Origin of the sequence: Vibrio maerlii, assembly GCF_003415655.1 — a bacterium.
In the GTDB taxonomy this organism is placed as follows: Bacteria; Pseudomonadota; Gammaproteobacteria; order Enterobacterales; family Vibrionaceae; genus Vibrio; species Vibrio maerlii.
This window is the reverse complement of record NZ_QRHC01000019.1, coordinates 35,124-51,581: the sequence shown is the minus strand read 5'-3', so window position 1 is coordinate 51,581 and position 16,458 is coordinate 35,124. Positions and strand designations below refer to the sequence as shown.

The 16,458-nt window shown below is 45.6% G+C and carries 14 protein-coding genes, 2 tRNA genes and 1 rRNA gene; 11 read left to right on the top strand and 6 right to left on the bottom strand.

Annotated elements, in window-relative coordinates; genetic code table 11:
- Nucleotides 1-148: 148 nt before the first annotated feature.
- The 3 genes from rrf to DPF91_RS21260 all read left to right on the top strand — a co-directional run bounded on the left by rrf (nucleotide 149) and on the right by DPF91_RS21260 (nucleotide 834).
- Nucleotides 149-264: ribosomal RNA gene (gene rrf / locus DPF91_RS21270) — 5S ribosomal RNA — on the top strand.
- Between the two features lie 69 nt (nucleotides 265-333).
- A tRNA-Ser gene (locus DPF91_RS21265) sits at nucleotides 334-424 on the top strand.
- Nucleotides 425-743: 319 nt separating this feature from the next.
- Nucleotides 744-834 (top strand) — tRNA-Ser (locus tag DPF91_RS21260).
- Nucleotides 835-1,207: 373 nt separating this feature from the next.
- Here the strand turns inward: DPF91_RS21260 and DPF91_RS21255 are convergent.
- Genes DPF91_RS21255 through hemC form a run of 4 tightly spaced genes read right to left on the bottom strand, consistent with a single transcriptional unit; the run spans nucleotide 1,208 to nucleotide 5,260 of the window.
- A complete protein-coding gene (locus tag DPF91_RS21255) occupies nucleotides 1,208-2,389 on the bottom strand; it encodes a heme biosynthesis protein HemY (protein WP_117236438.1) in 1,182 nt (393 codons plus the stop codon).
- Complete coding sequence (locus tag DPF91_RS21250) at nucleotides 2,386-3,576, bottom strand: uroporphyrinogen-III C-methyltransferase (protein WP_117236437.1); 1,191 nt, start codon at nucleotides 3,574-3,576, stop codon at nucleotides 2,386-2,388. The genes DPF91_RS21255 and DPF91_RS21250 overlap by 4 nt, the downstream gene beginning before the upstream one ends.
- Complete coding sequence (locus tag DPF91_RS21245) at nucleotides 3,573-4,316, bottom strand: uroporphyrinogen-III synthase (protein ID WP_117236436.1); 744 nt, start codon at nucleotides 4,314-4,316, stop codon at nucleotides 3,573-3,575. Before DPF91_RS21245 ends, DPF91_RS21250 begins: the two co-directional genes overlap by 4 nt.
- Nucleotides 4,317-4,321: 5 nt before the next feature.
- Nucleotides 4,322-5,260, bottom strand: coding sequence for a hydroxymethylbilane synthase (gene hemC / locus DPF91_RS21240; RefSeq protein ID WP_117236435.1), 939 nt, complete (start codon nucleotides 5,258-5,260; stop codon nucleotides 4,322-4,324).
- A gap of 336 nt (nucleotides 5,261-5,596) precedes the next feature.
- Between hemC and DPF91_RS21235 the strand changes: the two genes are divergently transcribed.
- Nucleotides 5,597-8,101: a class I adenylate cyclase gene (locus DPF91_RS21235; protein WP_117236434.1), complete on the top strand. Its 2,505-nt coding sequence runs from the start codon at nucleotides 5,597-5,599 to the stop codon at nucleotides 8,099-8,101.
- A gap of 71 nt (nucleotides 8,102-8,172) precedes the next feature.
- Here DPF91_RS21235 and cyaY read toward each other — a convergent pair whose 3' ends face one another.
- Nucleotides 8,173-8,487: an iron donor protein CyaY gene (gene cyaY, locus DPF91_RS21230; protein WP_117236433.1), complete on the bottom strand. Its 315-nt coding sequence runs from the start codon at nucleotides 8,485-8,487 to the stop codon at nucleotides 8,173-8,175.
- Nucleotides 8,488-8,562: 75 nt separating this feature from the next.
- Here cyaY and lptM point away from each other — a divergent pair, with 75 nt between their 5' ends.
- From lptM to DPF91_RS21195, 7 genes are all read left to right on the top strand, one after another.
- A complete protein-coding gene (lptM, locus tag DPF91_RS22430; protein ID WP_420855631.1) occupies nucleotides 8,563-8,679 on the top strand; it encodes an LPS translocon maturation chaperone LptM in 117 nt (38 codons plus the stop codon).
- 38 nt (nucleotides 8,680-8,717) lie between these two features.
- The gene (gene lysA, locus DPF91_RS21220; RefSeq protein WP_117236431.1) at nucleotides 8,718-9,971 is read left to right on the top strand and encodes a diaminopimelate decarboxylase; all 1,254 of its coding nucleotides are present in this window, start codon (nucleotides 8,718-8,720) and stop codon (nucleotides 9,969-9,971) included.
- Between the two features lie 9 nt (nucleotides 9,972-9,980).
- Entirely contained in the window at nucleotides 9,981-10,811 is an 831-nt protein-coding gene (dapF, locus tag DPF91_RS21215) for a diaminopimelate epimerase (RefSeq protein WP_117236430.1), read from the top strand.
- A 4-nt stretch (nucleotides 10,812-10,815) separates the two neighbouring features.
- Nucleotides 10,816-11,550, top strand: a complete 735-nt coding sequence (locus DPF91_RS21210; RefSeq protein ID WP_117236429.1) for a DUF484 family protein — start codon at nucleotides 10,816-10,818, stop codon at nucleotides 11,548-11,550.
- Entirely contained in the window at nucleotides 11,516-12,454 is a 939-nt protein-coding gene (gene xerC, locus DPF91_RS21205; protein WP_117236428.1) for a tyrosine recombinase XerC, read from the top strand. The genes DPF91_RS21210 and xerC overlap by 35 nt, the downstream gene beginning before the upstream one ends.
- Nucleotides 12,451-13,167, top strand: coding sequence for a 5-amino-6-(5-phospho-D-ribitylamino)uracil phosphatase YigB (gene yigB, locus DPF91_RS21200; RefSeq protein ID WP_117236427.1), 717 nt, complete (start codon nucleotides 12,451-12,453; stop codon nucleotides 13,165-13,167). The genes xerC and yigB overlap by 4 nt, the downstream gene beginning before the upstream one ends.
- A gap of 148 nt (nucleotides 13,168-13,315) precedes the next feature.
- Nucleotides 13,316-15,829, top strand: coding sequence for a bifunctional diguanylate cyclase/phosphodiesterase (locus DPF91_RS21195; RefSeq protein ID WP_117236426.1), 2,514 nt, complete (start codon nucleotides 13,316-13,318; stop codon nucleotides 15,827-15,829).
- Between the two features lie 11 nt (nucleotides 15,830-15,840).
- Here DPF91_RS21195 and DPF91_RS21190 read toward each other — a convergent pair whose 3' ends face one another.
- On the bottom strand, nucleotides 15,841-16,449 hold the full coding sequence (locus tag DPF91_RS21190; protein ID WP_117236441.1) for a tRNA-uridine aminocarboxypropyltransferase: 609 nt from the start codon (nucleotides 16,447-16,449) through the stop codon (nucleotides 15,841-15,843).
- Nucleotides 16,450-16,458: the final 9 nt, after the last annotated feature.

The window sequence follows — 16,458 nt, the reverse complement described above, 5'->3', positions numbered from 1 at the left end:
GGGTGTGTAAGCGTTGTGAGGCGTTGAGCTAACCTGTACTAATTGCCCGTGAGGCTTAACCATACAACACCCAAGGGGTTTTGATGGACTCAAATAAGAACATTGAATGTAGTGTAGAACGAAACAGCTTTCCGAATTAAAGAATTTGCTTGGCGACCATAGCGTTGTGGACCCACCTGATTCCATGCCGAACTCAGAAGTGAAACGCAACAGCGCCGATGGTAGTGTGGGGCTTCCCCATGTGAGAGTAGGTCATCGCCAGGCTTTAAATATCGTTACTTGTGGAACAAGTAACCACATCTTCAGTGTACTAATCTGTTGATGACAATTTGTGGAGAGATGGCTGAGTGGTCGAAAGCACCGGTCTTGAAAACCGGCAACCGTTAATAGCGGTTCTAGGGTTCAAATCCCTATCTCTCCGCCACTATTAAGAAGCCTCGTCGAAAGACGAGGCTTTTTTCGTTCTAACGATCTGAGAATGGACTTTGTCTGGCAGATCGCTTCGTTTGTAAAAAGCTAGATATCTAGAGCTGTATCTTCAATAGCGAAAATTGTTGACGCGCTCAAACCGAACCTCAAACTTTCTCTAGTTCTCTAGTTCTCTAGTTCTCTAGTTCTCTAGTTCTCTAGTTCTCTAGTTCTCACCACAAACTATTTTTGCCCATATAGCCCAATAAATAATCACTTGAATTATATAGGGGTTTACAAGCTGTCTTTAGGTCTATATTATGCGCTTCACAAGTGGAGAGATGGCTGAGTGGTCGAAAGCACCGGTCTTGAAAACCGGCAACCGTTAATAGCGGTTCTAGGGTTCAAATCCCTATCTCTCCGCCACTTATTCTGAAAGCCTCGTCAAATGACGAGGCTTTCTTCGTTTCAGCGCTTTAAGATTTTTTGTATGTAAGAGCTGAGAACGGACTTTGTCCTGTAGGTCGCTTCGCTTGTAAAAAACTAGATACTCTAGATCTTTTCACCTACCGCACTAAAAAGGGTTGACGTACTAACGTCAACCCTCAAAATTAGCTCTCTAGCTCTCTAGCTCTCTAGCTCTCTAGCTCTCTAGCTCTCTAGCTCTCTAGCTCTCTAGCTCTCTAGCTCTCTAGCTCTCTAGCTCTCTAGCTCTCTAGCTCTCTAGCTCTCTAGCTCTCTAGCTCTCAGGTATAAAAAAGGCCAGCATTTGCTGGCCTTTGTATTCTAATAGTTTGTCTTAGCTCGATTGAGCCAGTGTTAGCGCCTTACGTGACACCTCATGCGCTGCAGAGGTTAAGTTCTGCTTTTGTAGGGTGTCTGATAGGTAGGCATAATCAGAGACGTTAGAGCGTGCTTTTAGTGCTTCCTCAAAGTGTTGTTGCGACTCTTCCCATAGTTCTTGCTTGAAGTACTGCTGTGCCAGTGCACTATGAGCTTCTGCGTTGTTTGCATCTTTCTTGATAATCTTCTCTAGCATTACATTAAGCGGGTGAGGATCTGCAAGATTTAACTTAGGCAGAAGTGAATATAGCTCAGCATTACCATGTTTGTTGATTGACTCTTTTAATACGGTAAATGCTTCAGCATCAGCCTTACGCTCGATGAGTTGTTTAACAAAGCAACCAACCAAGTGTGAGTCCTGCTTAACCTTTTTCGGTAGTCCATTCCAGTGAGCGATTAGGCCCTCACTACCTTGCTGATGCGCAACATCGCTAAGTAGGCCGCATTGTGCTCTCTGCGATAGTTCTGCCGCTTCCTCATTACTTACAACCTTACCCTTAACGAGTCTTGGCATTAGATCGATCAATGGTTGCCAAAGTTTGAGTTGGACATAGGTCGTCTTAAGCAGGTTAAGAGCGATACCATTGTTTGGGTATTTGTTTTGTAGTGTTTGAAGGGTATCGAAGGCCGCTTCGTACTGATTTTCACGAACAAGTTGTTTTGCTCGAGTCAGCTCAACAGCTAAGTAAGAATCTTCTTGTTGGCTTGCCAACTCTAAGTACTTGTCTCGTTTGCTGGTGTCCCCTTGGCCTTGAGCTGCCTCAGATGCTACTAGGTAACAAAGAAGTGGAACATCGTGGTGGTTTGCCCAGCGTGTTACTTTCTTCTCTGCTGCCTTCCAATCACCTTCTAGTAACTTGATGATACCCTCATTAGTGTAGCGACGAGAGCGACGCAGTTTTCGTACACTGAACCAGTTCCAGGTAGTTGAGCTGGCGTACATCAATTTCTTAAATAAGTACTCAAGACCGAACAAAGCAGCTAAAAGCGCGATGATAAAGATCACCAGAGTGGTAACACTCATCTCTAGGGTTTTGTTGGCGATAGAGATCAGCACATACCCTTGTTGACCAGAGAACTGAGTTCCAACAAATAAACCAAGTCCTAGAACGACGAATAAAAAGATCAGTCGAATCATTTCGCATCTCCTTCTTGAATCACAGACGTGACATTACGTCTTAGGCGTTCAGAGATAACATCAGACAATTGTTTATGTGTTGCGAGACTAACTGGATACTCAACGGCAATGTTTTGCTTACTCAACGCATCAAGAGATTGATTGAATTTCACCACTTTGGAATCGTTGCTGTCGAAGAAAGACATTGTCCATTCTTCGGCGATATCTAGAGAATGTTGGTAAATCTCGCCCTGTTCTTTGTAAACAGCTTGAATTGCAGTGTTGATCTTGCCCTTGATGTTCTCTTTCAGGTAGAAGTGCTGTTCTGGCGATAGTAGAGGAATAACGTTGCCATCACGGGTTCTAAATGTAATGAAGTGCTCAGAGAAGTCTTTTAGCGATGTCATTAGGTTATCTTGCCAATCGACAATATCACCCGATACTTCTTTTTTCTCTTCAACTGGCGCGTCAGGAAGGATGGCGTTGGCTAGTGGAAGTTCGTCAACTTGCTTTTGTAGTGCGATTAGTCGCAGCACTAGACCGTCTTTATCGATGATGTCGACACTCTTTAGCTTGGTGATATCATCTGCCATGGTTTGGCGAAGTGGCATTAGGCTAGGGTCGTTGAGTGTCGCAATACGTTGGTCTGCACTTTCCATTAGAAGTGTCGCACTAACAACATCTTTTTCGAGGAACAGTTTTCTGCCTGCGAGCTTCACTAGGTAATCCGCTTCAGCTAGCAGCCAGTCATTTGGACGGCGACCTTTTAGCTCAGAGATAGCTAACTGTAGGCTTTGGATACTCTTTTCTTGTTGCTCGATCAGAGTTTCTGCTTTGTGGGTAGATTGCTCAGCTTTAGAAATAGTTTCTTTAGAAACAGAATCCAGCTTACTTGCCATTTGGCTATTGTTTGCTTGAAGCTGCTGAGTAAGAGCATCAATCTGTGCTTGGTAATTTTGGTTCTGTTGTTGGATTTGGTAAGTTGCGCCACCACCCATCAATAGTGCGATGATTATTGCAATGGTGCCGAGCTTAACACCGCGCTTACCTTGTTTCTCTTCGAACTCAACTTTAGGTTGTTTCTCCATCTTGGTTGATTCTACCTCAGCCTCGCTTTTTGGTTCTTGAGAATCAGAGTTAGGTTGTTCAATCTCGACTTTTTGAGTCTTCTCTTCTGGGACTGGGTTTTCTTTGTTTTTATCTGTCATTTTCTAGTCCTATAAATTGACTGGAGAGCAGTCGTTATATCTTGATTACTGGCACTCTGAGATATCTCTACTTTGTTGAAGCCAAATTGATTCGCTAACTGCGCAATTCGGCTACTAGGAACGACAAGGTATTGTTGAGTGATCCATGAATGTTCTACTGATGGTAATTGTTCCATCAGCAGCTGAAGTTGTTCTCCGCTAGTGACGACGATAGTATCGACACTATTCTGCTGCCAGCTCGCGACCAATTGTTGGCATTCTATTTCTTGTGGCGCTCGTTGGTAAGTTTCGCAATAACTAACAATCGCCCCATGCTCTTCTAACGCTTGCTTGATGAGTTCACGTCCTCCATTACCTCGGAGAATCAGAACCTTCTTGCCATCAATATGTTGCAGCTCAGGCAATAAGAGAAAATGTTCGCTATCACTTGTTTCCGGATAGTTTACTTTCTGTTCCGCTACCGTGCTCAAGGAATGTGCGGTTTTTTGACCAATGGCAAGGTATGTTTTCTTAGGCCAAGCCTGATTGTGCGCAGAAAGCACATTTTGGCTATGTTCAATCGCGTGCTGGCTTACCGCTATAACAATATCAGCAGACGTTAGCATAGTTGCGAGCTGGTCTAATTCGGCGCCGGGTAGGATAGTGATAAGAGGTTGGTAAAGAGTGGGTATATCAGTTAGGTCAAGCATCTGACACAATGCTTGACCTTGTGGTGCTGGGCGAGTGACGAGCACTGTCATGGCAATTAGTCGTGAGATTCGTACAACTTAGTGAGAATCTCTTTTGCTCCATCATTGAGTAGTTGATGGGCAAGCTCTACACCAAGCTTTTCGGCTTCTGAACGCGAGCCTTTGATCTCACCGCGTACAATCTTCGAACCGTCTGGCTCGCCTACTAAAGCACGTAGCCAGATATCATCACCATCTAATAGTGCGTAGCTGCCGATTGGTACTTGGCAGCCCCCTTCAAGAGTAAGGTTCATTGCTCGCTCACACAGCACACGGTCCGCGGTATCTGCATCGTTTAGTGGTGCAAGTAGGCCACGGATATAGTCATCATCAATGCGGCACTCAATACCAACTGCACCTTGACCAACTGCTGGCAATGATTGTTCTGGTTCGATAAAACTACGGATACGCGCTTCTAGCTCAAGGCGCTTCAGGCCCGCTGCTGCAAGAATGATCGCATCGTATTCACCTGCGTCGAGCTTACCTAAACGAGTACCGACGTTGCCGCGAAGTTCTTTAATTTCAAGGTCTGGGCGGTACTCTTTTAGTTGGCACTGACGGCGTAGGCTACAAGTGCCGACAACAGCACCTTGCGGTAGCTCATCGATTGATGCATAAGTGTTAGAGACAAAAGCGTCACGTGGGTCTTCACGTTCACAAATGGTCACTAGCCCCAGACCTTCAGGGAAGTCGACCGGTACATCTTTCATCGAGTGTACGGCTAGGTCAGCACGACCCTCCAGCATTGCGACCTCTAACTCTTTTACGAATAGGCCCTTACCGCCAACCTTAGCAAGTGGTGTATCAAGGATGACATCGCCCTTAGTCACCATGGTTACAAGTTCAACTTCTAAGCCAGGGTGCGCCGCTTGTAGAGCATCTTTCACATAGTGCGCTTGCCATAAAGCGAGTGGACTCTTACGTGTAGCAATACGAACGGGTTTCAGTTGGGTCATGATAGTGTTTCCTCAATTTCAATTGTTCTAATCGTACCACTCAATGCGCCAAAGTTTTAATATTTGATGTGTTGGATTCACTGCTGTTGCTAAGCTGCGAAAGGGTTATGGCGAGAGTGTGATGGGTATCTCAGTTATGACAGGGCTATCGTCGGGTTCTATTCCTAAATTCAGAATCTGTGGCATCTTATTGCATCGGTTATCTATTCCCTTCTTTGTGTTTACTTATTGGTGATTTCTTTACCAAAAGAACAAAAAGTGTTAGATTGATCACACTTTGTGGCGATATCTTCCTATCCTAGATAACCGCAGTTTATTCACGACCAAGGAATTACCTTGCAGGCATACACCAATACCATCGTAAAGCGATTAGATAAGCTGAACCAACAGCGTACTGAACGTGCGTTGGCGTTGATGGATGCTCATAGTCAGTCGGTATTCCACCTGATACCGATATTACTGCACTTTAATCACCCAATCTTACCTGGCTTTCATGACAAGAAGACCCCGTTTGGCATTGACCAAATGGCGTTCAACGACATCCAAAAGAAATACATAGCCGATACTGAGGTTACGATTGCTCAGCCATTGGTTACCCCTGAGACATCGCAAATCTTAGGCCTATACACAATGGGCAGTACCTCTTCTATTGGCCAAAGTACCTCGAGTGATCTCGATATCTGGGTGTGTGTATCGCCAAAAATGGATTCTGATGACCGAGCGATGCTCAGCAACAAGTGTTTGCTGATCACCGAGTGGGCTAAGACATTAGGTGTAGAAGCGAATTTCTTCTTAATGGATGAAGAGCGCTTCCGTTCCAATCAGTCAGAAGAAATGACGGGTGACAATTGTGGTTCGTCACAACACTTACTTTTACTCGATGAGTTTTACCGCTCGGCTGTTCGCTTAGCGGGTCAGCGCTTGTTATGGCAAATCGTTCCACCTGAGATGGAAGAGTGCTATGACGAGTATGTGAAAGACTTATGTGGTAAGGGTTATATCAAATGTTCTGAGTGGATCGATTTTGGTCAGCTTAATCGCATTCCTGCGGAAGAGTACTTCGGTTCTAACCTTTGGCAGCTATATAAGAGTATCGACTCGCCATATAAGTCGGTATTAAAAGCGATTCTGCTCGAAGCTTATTCGTGGGAGTACCCACATACTCAGCTATTGAGCCTAGATACTAAGCGCCGTTTCTTTGCCAAAGAGCCTGATCTCTATGGTATGGATGCTTACTATTTGATGCTTGAAAAGGTAACGCGTTACCTTGAACGTATCGATGACCATGCTCGCCTCGACCTAGTACGTCGTTGTTTCTATCTTAAAACTCATGAAAAGCTATCACGTGACCCTGAAAGCGGCTCGGTGCCTTGGCGTCGCGAAGCGCTAGGAGAGATGATCAAGTCATGGGACTGGGATATTGACGTTATCAAAGAACTTGATGACCGTCGTAACTGGAAGGTAGAGCAGGTTAAGGTAGTGCACCATGCTCTGCTTGATGCGTTGATGCAAAGCTATCGCAACCTGATTCAGTTCGCTCGTCGTAACGATATTACCTCAGCGATTAGCCCTCAGGACATCAGTATTCTTGCTCGTAAGCTGTATGCTTCTTTTGAAGTGCTACCGGGTAAAGTTACGCTGCTTAACCCTCAGATCTCTCCAGATTTACATGAGCCGGACCTGAGCTTTATCGAAGTGCGTGAAGGCAGTATCAACAAAGCGGGTTGGTACCTGTACAAGCAGCCTTTGATTGCTCATAAGATTTTAGGTCAACCGCACATCGAGCATCACGAATATCTGAGTAAACTGGTCGCGTGGTCATTTTTTAATGGCTTGATCACTGAGTCAACGCGTTTGCACTCTGTAGTGCGAGACGCTCACTTGGATATCGATAAGTTCTATCAGATGGTGAGTGACCTGCGTAATACCTTCTCGTTACGTAAACGCCAGCCTTCAATGCAAGCACTTGCAAGCCCGTGTGAGATTAGTCAGTTGGCGATGTTCATTAACTTTGAGAACGATCCAACCTCCGAACTCGGTGGTCGCTCTAACAAAGTCGATATGAAGAACATCGATATCTTTAGCTATGGTGAAGAGTGCAAGAGCTTGGTAGGCAGTGTCGACTTGGTTTATCGCAACTCATGGCATGAAGTTCGTACGCTGCACTTTACTGGTGAAACAGCAATGCTTGAAGCATTGAAAACGGTTCTGGGTAAGATGCACCAAGATGCGATCCCGCCTGAGTCTGTGGATGTATTCTGTTACAGCCAAAACCTACGTGGGGTGATGCGCAATGTGGTGTATCAACTATTAGCTGAGTGTATTGAGCTACGTCTCAAGCCGGTTGAACCTGAGAAACGCCGTCGCTTTAAAGCCTTGAAGATAGGTAAACAGATGTTTGGTCTGTTCTTTGAGCGCCGTGGTGTTTCTGTTCAGATGCTAGAGAACTCGGTTGATTTCTATCGCAGCATCTCAACGAACAAGCTAAAAGGTTCACCATTGCAAAAGCTTGACCAGGAGCAAGACTATCAATTACCTGAAGTCATTGATGGTTATGCAAGTGAAGGCTTGGTGCAGTTCTTCTTTGAAGATACTGAGGTCGGCTTCAATATATATGTATTAGATGAGTCGAACGAGGTCGAGGTTTACCATCAGCTGAATGGCGAAAAAGATGAGATGATTTCGAGTGTGAATAGCTTCTACACTTCGGCGAAAGCTGAAGGCGTCGGTAGCATTAACTTCAACCTGCCACAGTACTATCAGGTTGTGAAAGGCGAGGGTGGTGCGCCAGATACCATCTTCCCATACCGAAATGACAACAAGACCGCACGAGCGAGTTAACATCAGAATATAAAAATAGGACACCTCGGTGTCCTATTTTTGTATCTAGCTGTTACTGAAGGAAGGCTGGATTATACCCACTCGATCTCTTCATCTGCGTGTTTTTCACACTCTTCCTTTACCATCTCAAACAGTGCTTTGCCTGTTTTTGAGCAAGTCCAAACATCATCAATCAGCTTGAAGTGAAAGCCGCCAGATTTAGACGCTAGCCAGATCTCATGCATTGGCTCTTGACGGTTAATAATGATTTGGCTGCGGTCTTCGAACTCAAGTGTCATTACGTTGCCAGTCACTTCGTAATCGATGTCTGCACCCGAGTCATCGATCGCTTCTTCGATATTCTGCATCTGAATATCTACAAGTTGATGAAATTCTGTATCGTTCATCCCTTATGTCCTATTGCTTTTCCTGAGTGTGGTGCGATTATAGGGGGCATTGAATCAATAATCACGATATCCAAAATGAAAAAGACTCTTTCAGCACTTTTTTTATTGTCTCTTCTCGGCCTAGCGGGTTGTGGACAAAGCGGTTCACTCTACATGCCTGAGGATGCACCTCAGGAAGAACAGCAATCGTAATTATTTAGGTAAATCAGACAAATTTAGGGAAGCAGCACGTGGACTTTTTTAACTATCAGGATGATGGCCAATTATGGGCCGAACAGGTTTCACTTACCGAGCTTGCAGAGCAATACGGTACACCTCTTTATGTATACTCGCGTGCTACGCTAGAGCGTCACTGGAATGCCTTCGATAAATCAGTCGGCGACCACCCTCATCTTGTATGTTATGCAGTGAAAGCTAACTCAAACATCGGTGTCTTGAATGCCCTTGCTCGTTTGGGGTCAGGCTTTGATATCGTATCGGGTGGTGAGCTAGAGCGTGTTATTGCAGCTGGTGGTGATGCAAGCAAGGTGGTTTTTTCTGGCGTGGGTAAAACTGCGGCTGAGATGAAGCGTGCACTTGAACTTGGTATCAAGTGTTTCAATGTGGAATCAGAACCAGAACTCGAGCGCTTGAATGCGGTAGCTGGTGAGCTTGGTGTGAAAGCACCTATCTCGCTACGTATTAACCCAGACGTTGATGCGAATACTCACCCATACATCTCAACGGGATTGCGTGATAATAAGTTTGGTATTGCTTTTGATCGTGCACCAGCGGTATACGCGTTTGCCAATAGCCTAGAAAACCTCGAAGTAAAAGGCATTGATTGCCACATCGGTTCTCAGTTGACAGATATTGAACCTTTCATTGACGCCACTGACCGCTTACTTGCTTTGATAGATAGCCTAAAAGCAGACGGCATTAACATTGAGCACCTTGATGTTGGCGGTGGTCTGGGTGTGGTTTACCGTGATGAGCTGCCTCCTCAGCCTTCTGATTACGCTAAAGCCTTGCTTTCTCGTCTGCACAACCACCCTAATATTGAACTGATTTTCGAGCCTGGCCGTGCAATTGCTGCAAACGCAGGTGTACTCGTCACACAAGTTGAGTTCCTAAAACACACCGAACACAAAAACTTCGCTATTATCGATGCAGCGATGAATGATCTGATGCGCCCAGCATTGTACCAAGCATGGCAAGACATCGTGCCGGTATCACCTCGTGAGGGTGAAGCGGTGACTTACGATCTTGTCGGCCCAATCTGTGAAACAGGTGACTTCTTAGGTAAAGACCGTTCATTAGTGTTAGAGCAAGGTGATCTGCTGGCGGTGCGCTCTGCAGGTGCATACGGCTTTGTGATGTCATCAAACTACAACACTCGCTGCCGCGCTGCGGAAGTGATGGTTGATGGCAACAAGACACACCTTGTGAGACAACGAGAAGAGCTTTCAAGCCTATGGGCTCTAGAAAGCGTACTACCAGAATAAGATAACAATATGCATTTCCACTTTTCTAAAATGCATGGTTTGGGTAACGACTTTATGGTCGTGGACTGTATTACCCAAAACATCTATTTTTCCCCTGATTTGATCCGCCGTTTGGCGGATCGTCACACCGGTGTGGGTTTCGATCAGCTGCTAGTGGTTGAAGCACCTTATGATCCGGAAACTGATTTTCATTACCGAATCTTCAATGCTGATGGCAGCGAAGTAGAACAGTGTGGTAATGGAGCACGTTGTTTTGCTCGCTTTGTTCGCATGAAAGGACTGACGAATAAGTACAGTATCAATGTGAGCACCAAAAAAGGCAAAATGGTTCTTAAGATCGAAGAAGATGACTTGGTGACCGTAAACATGGGTGTACCAGAGTTTGAACCAAGTAAAATTCCATTTAAGGCCAAGCAGCAAGAAAAGACCTATATTCTTCGAGCTGATGACAAAACCCTCTTCTGCGGAGCAGTAAGCATGGGTAATCCTCATGTTGTGACCGTTGTAGACGACGTTGCGACTGATGATGTCGATAATCTAGGACCTTTGCTCGAATCCCATGAACGCTTCCCTGAGCGCGTTAATGCGGGTTTCATGCAAGTCCTAACTCGTGATGAAGTGAACTTACGTGTTTATGAGCGTGGTGCGGGTGAAACGCAAGCCTGTGGTAGTGGCGCTTGTGGCGCTGTCGCAGTTGGTATTGTTCAGGGTCTCTTAGATGAGAAGGTCTCGGTACATCTGCCGGGTGGCTCATTAACCATTCAATGGCAAGGCCCAGGTCAGCCTTTGTACATGACCGGTCCAGCAACTCACGTATTTGACGGACAGCTTTCCTGCTAACACTATGACAACTGAATTACTTGAAAACGAAGCAACATCAGCACCTTTAGCGGACGAACTTACCGCTGAAGTAGTCGCCGAGTATTTGCATGATAATCCGGATTTCTTTCATTATCGTCGTGAACTGCTTGATCGCCTTGCACTCACGCATCACGAGCAAGGGGCAGTCTCTCTTGTTCAGGTGCAGATGGGGCGTCAACGTCAACGTATTGAAGAGTTGGAAGAAGAGATCACTCAGCTGATGTCATTGGCGGCGAATAACGATCGTACCTTTAACGACTTTATGGAGCTTCAAGAAACGGTTCTCAAATGTACCTCAGTGATGGGGGTAATTGGAGCGGTAGAAGCGAAAGCCCGTGACCTTGGTTTACGCTCTTACGTTCGCTTGATTGAGCACGAGAAAGAACACGTATCGATCTCCAAAGAAGTTTGGGCTCGTTTTTCGACTAACCATCTCAATGGCAAAGAATCCTATCTTGGACGTTTAAGAAAGGTTGATCGTGAAAGCCTCTTCAAGGACCAACGAGCACCAGAAATGGGCTCTTACGTTATTCTGCCGTTGATCAAGCAAGGTGAATCTCTGGGTATTTTGGCATTTTCCAGCGAAGACGGTGGTCATTTCCAACCAAGTATGGATACCTTATTCCTGCATCACCTTTCATTGGTCGTTTCTCACCTTATCTACACTCTTTCTTGGCAAGACAATGAACAGTGCCTCAAGTGCTCAACTGCCAACTAGCTTACAGCAGCCTCTTTCTCACTTTTATGAATACCTTAGAAGTGAGAAAGGCTTAAGCCTGCATACTCAACGCAACTACAAACAGCAACTTGAAACAATGGCTGTGCATCTTGTTAGCCTTGGCATTACTCGTTGGTCTGATGTTGATGCGGCATGGGTACGGCAATTAGCGAGTAAAGGCATGCGAGAAGGGATGAAGGCGAGCAGTATCGCGACCAGACTGTCGTCGCTGCGTAGCTTTTTTGATTTCCTTATTTTACGAGGTGAGCTGACGGCGAACCCAGCTAAAGGGGTCAGTGCACCACGTAAGCAGCGCCCATTACCGAAGAACCTAGATGTTGATGAGGTTGACCAGCTTTTAGATGTGAATGAGGATGACCCTCTTGCGATACGTGATCGAGCCATGATGGAGCTTATGTACGGGGCGGGACTGCGTCTGGCTGAACTCGTAAGTATTGATGTTAAGCACATCAGCACGATGCGAGGTGAGATTCGAGTTATTGGTAAGGGTGACAAAGAGCGCAAAGTTCCATTCTCTGGACTGGCAAAAGAGTGGGTTGGCAAATGGTTGAAGGTTCGCGGAACCCTAGCTAAGCCCGATGAAGATGGTTTGTTTGTCTCCAAGCTGGGTGTTCGTATTTCTCATCGTAACGTGCAGAAGCGAATGGCGGAATGGGGGCAAAAGCAAGCGGTAAGTAGCCACATTAGCCCACATAAACTGCGCCATTCATTTGCCACCCATGTACTAGAGTCAAGTGGTAACCTAAGAGCCGTTCAAGAGTTGCTGGGTCATGAGAATATTTCGACAACGCAAATCTATACTCACTTAGATTTCCAGCATCTAGCTCAAGCGTACGACAATGCTCATCCAAGAGCGCACAAGAAAAAAGGCAACCAGGAATGAAGTACTATCGTCCATGGCAACAAATTCAAGCGCTAACCTTTGACCTCGATGATACGCTTTACGATAACCACCCAGTGATCATGCGAGTTGAGTCTGAGATGGCCAAGTGGCTTTTTACTCAGCACCCTGTCGCTCAACAATGGTCGATACAACAGTGGGCTGGGTTAAAGCGTGAGCTAGCAACTCTACAACCGGATTTAGTGCATGATGTCACACGTTGGCGCCAACAGCAGATTGAGCAAGGACTAATTCATTTAGGCTATTCACAGCCTCAGGCAGAGCAAGCCAGCTATGAAGGCATGACTCATGCTATGTCATTGAGAAATCAGGTAGATGTTCCACGTGAAACGCACCAGGTTATGTCTATATTAGCTGAGAAGTTGCCGCTGGTGGCAATCACCAATGGTAACGTCGATGTTGAGAAGATTGGTTTAGCGGATTACTTCAAGGCGATTTATCGTGCGGGTCCAGATGGACGCTCGAAACCATACTCGGATATGTTTGATAAGGCTGCTGATGCATTGTCTGTTCACCCAAGCGAGATATTACATATCGGCGATCATCTAATCTCTGATGTGCATGGCGCTAACTTAGCGGGATTCCGCTCTTGTTGGATTAATCTGACCGGTTGCACGATTAAGCATCGCTCTAAGTCACGAAGCTTACCTAATATAGAAATTACTCAGTTAGAGCAGTTACTTAACCTGGTTTAATAGCCGTTTGATGACTCTGTGTACAATGTTGCACGTGCTTTTCCCAAAACCGAGAAGCAGTACCCAGAGTCGTCAGTGAGTAATGCAATCATTTTCATTTGCACGTATCCTATACGCAATCACCACCGATCGTCGTTAAGGGTATGAGATGCAAACTGCCGCATTGCTGTTTGATTCAATTTCTGAACTAAAACAACAGCTCTCGCAATACTCTTCAGTTCAGCCTGCGAGTATTCTAGTCCAATTGTTCTCAACCCAATCGCCCGAAGACGTCAGTGACTATAGTCGAGTATTGTTAGAACTAAATAATAGTGTCACGGTTATTGGGCAAAGTAGTGAAAACCTTATCTACAAAAGTAAGAGGGTAACGAACGGCACCATTGCTTTAATCTCCACCTTCGACTCTGTCGCCATTACTGCAGCCTCGCAGCAATACTCTGGCTTGCCTGTTTCAGATGGCAGTGCATTGCTATCTGCGCTTAATGTGCGTAGCGATACAAAAGCTATCATCAGTTTTATGACCCTGACCGAAGAAGGTGACTACCCGCTGTTTAAAGGCTTTGTTCGTCTGGGTAAGACCCCTGCGATTTCTGGTGGTCTGGCACAGATGACCCAACACGGGAAGTGGGTCATGTTGAATGGTCAGGTCTATGACCAAGCTTGTGTAGCGGTGACTCTAAACAGCAATAATCTGCACGCTTGGAAGCAGTGCTTTGCTGAGTGGCACCCTGTAGGTCGAGCCTATCGAGTGACAGAGGCCTATGGCCGAACCATTGTAAGCTTAGATTATCGTCCAGCCTATGAAGTTTATAAAGAGTGCCTGTCGGATGGTCGCCCATTAACCTTGGAGCAGTTATCGAGTTTCCCATTGTATCTTTCTGGGAATATACACCAGCAAAATATTCTTCATCCAATGAAGCGCAATGAGGATGACAGCATTGATTTTGATGGTGAGTGGCAAATTGGCGATGAGGTTCGCTTTGCCTATAGCCATCCTTCTCTAACTGTTGATAAGGTTCGTCAGGGAGCGGATTCCTTAGCGATTCATTGTCCTGAAAGTCTGTTTATTTATAACTGTGCTTCCCGCTTAGACTTTATTGATGCGGATAGGGAATTAGAACCATTTGCTGAGTCGAATGAGGTTAATGGTGTGTACTGTATGGGGGAATTCTTCCAAACCGACAATCGTCAGGAGATCCTACATCACAGTATGACTTACCTCGCATTGCGTGAAGGCGATGAGGCCATTTGCCCAGCAGCTTTAGAGGAGTCATTACAGTCCGTTAGCAAAGACCAAGGTTCGCTCTCTTTACTGTTCACTCTGATTAGAAAGTCGATAGCCGACCTCAATGCTAATAATGCAGCGATGGAGAGCAGACTAGACCAACAAACCAAGCGTATGGTAGATAATTATCGCTTTGATTCCCGTACAGGTTTGCTTAACCGCCAAGCGATGAAAGAGCGCTTAGCGCACCTCGGTAATAATGATTGTATTCTTACGCTCAAGTTACTCAACTTCCATCAGGTTAACGATATCTATGGCTATCGAGTAGGTGATCAGTTGCTCAAAGAACTATCGCAACACTTTAGTGAGCGATTAGAGGTTCAAATGGGTAATGAAGCAAGTAAGCGTTTGTTTAGCATTGGTGTGGGTGAGTGGGCTGTTGTATTTGATATGCAGGGAGCTGATAGCGCTAAGGTTCATCAACGATTTAGCCGTTTTGCCGATGAAATAGAGCATATTAACTTTGAACCGAATGGGTTACCTGAGGTGGATTACCTTTCAGTTGCCTTAAGTGGTGGGTTCGCCCGCGTGGTGGACTTTCCTAATGATGACGGTGGTGACATCTTGCTTAAGGCAATTGAAGCGCGTCGTATCGCGATGAGTGACAACCGCCATATTTGTAATGCGAAAGATGTATTGCAGCGAGAGAGTCAGCGCAAAGAGCAATTGTCTTGGCTTGGATGTGTCAGTCGCGCGGTGTTAGAACAGAATATCGTGACGTACAGCCAACCCATCTTTCATGCTCATAGCCGTGAGCAGGCTTCACAAGAATGCTTGGTGCGAATTGTCGAAGATGAACAAGTAGTATCACCTGGATTGTTTCTACCCATCGTCGAAGGGACACACCTATACAATCGACTGAGTCGCCATATGATACAGAGTACTATTGAGTATATGGCAAACCGAGAGGAGTCGTTCTCGATTAACCTTTCGCCACAAGATCTACTCAGCGAACGCACATTGAGCATTCTTGAAAGCTCGATAGCTAAGCTCAACGACCCAAGTCGCTTAGGATTAGAGGTCTTGGAATCAGAGCAGATTAAAGATTATGGTCGCATGATTGAGGTGTGTAACCACTTTAAAGGCTTAGGCACTAAAATCATGATTGACGACTTTGGTTCGGGCTACTCCAATATCGACGAAATCATTAAGCTAAACCCTGACATCATTAAACTCGATGGCAGCTTAATTAAATCGCTCGACCAAGACCCAAAGCAGAGAAAGATCACTAATCAACTGGTGCGTTTGTGTGAAGTGTTTGAGGCGAAAACCGTGGCTGAGTTTGTACACAACCAGCAAGTGTGTGAGATGGTTGAAGATATGGGTGTCGACTATCTACAAGGCTTCTACCTTGCAGAGCCAACACGCCTATTTTAGGTGTTAGTTTGTCAGAGCTTGTTTAGAGAGTGCCCGCTCTTATCGGCTTTGAAAGCTTTAAGATACAGTTCAAAGTAGTCTTGTAATTGCTGAGCTTGTTGTTGTTCACCAAGCTCGGCCAATATCTCCGCACCTACTTCACAGGTGCATAAGTGACCTTGTTCCTGATTACGTCGCAATGAGTAATTCGAAATACTCTCTATGTGTAGCTCTAGATGAGGTAAGGCCTGTAGCCACGGTGTCTTACGATAGATCTTTTTCGCTTCCTGCCAGGTCGCATCAATAATGATAAACAGTAACTGACGGCATTCCGCTCTCTCAGCAAATGTGGTCATTGGCAGGGATTGCCCCTCTGGGTGAGGAAACAACACAACGGGTTGCCAATCTTTATTGATTAACCGCTCATCTATTGCTTCTGCTGGAGTGCCTCTGTGCCAGATGACCTTTTTGCTGTGCTTCAATGTTTGTAACAGCAGCTTCCCGGTATTGGTATCGCGAGTTTCTTCATTGCGGTGGGTCAGCAGTAGAACCTCACAGTGTGAGTCAAGATTAGGTATTGCTGAGCATAAGCATTGATGCTTGAGGCCGCAGTGTGGGCAGGGAGTAACAAGTTGATTCATTAGATGCTG

Excerpts from the sequence above, each read along its gene's own strand:
- lptM (WP_420855631.1), top strand. The coding sequence starts at position 8,563 with ATGAAAAAGACTCTTTCAGCACTTTTTTTATTGTCTCTTCTCGGCCTA.
- hemC (WP_117236435.1), bottom strand. The coding sequence starts at position 5,260 with ATGACCCAACTGAAACCCGTTCGTATTGCTACACGTAAGAGTCCACTC.
- DPF91_RS21245 (WP_117236436.1), bottom strand. The coding sequence starts at position 4,316 with ATGACAGTGCTCGTCACTCGCCCAGCACCACAAGGTCAAGCATTGTGT.
- yigB (WP_117236427.1), top strand. The coding sequence starts at position 12,451 with ATGAAGTACTATCGTCCATGGCAACAAATTCAAGCGCTAACCTTTGAC.
- DPF91_RS21190 (WP_117236441.1), bottom strand. The coding sequence starts at position 16,449 with ATGAATCAACTTGTTACTCCCTGCCCACACTGCGGCCTCAAGCATCAA.
- DPF91_RS21210 (WP_117236429.1), top strand. The coding sequence starts at position 10,816 with ATGACAACTGAATTACTTGAAAACGAAGCAACATCAGCACCTTTAGCG.
- DPF91_RS21195 (WP_117236426.1), top strand. The coding sequence starts at position 13,316 with ATGCAAACTGCCGCATTGCTGTTTGATTCAATTTCTGAACTAAAACAA.
- DPF91_RS21255 (WP_117236438.1), bottom strand. The coding sequence starts at position 2,389 with ATGATTCGACTGATCTTTTTATTCGTCGTTCTAGGACTTGGTTTATTT.
- DPF91_RS21250 (WP_117236437.1), bottom strand. The coding sequence starts at position 3,576 with ATGACAGATAAAAACAAAGAAAACCCAGTCCCAGAAGAGAAGACTCAA.
- dapF (WP_117236430.1), top strand. The coding sequence starts at position 9,981 with ATGCATTTCCACTTTTCTAAAATGCATGGTTTGGGTAACGACTTTATG.
- cyaY (WP_117236433.1), bottom strand. The coding sequence starts at position 8,487 with ATGAACGATACAGAATTTCATCAACTTGTAGATATTCAGATGCAGAAT.
- xerC (WP_117236428.1), top strand. The coding sequence starts at position 11,516 with ATGAACAGTGCCTCAAGTGCTCAACTGCCAACTAGCTTACAGCAGCCT.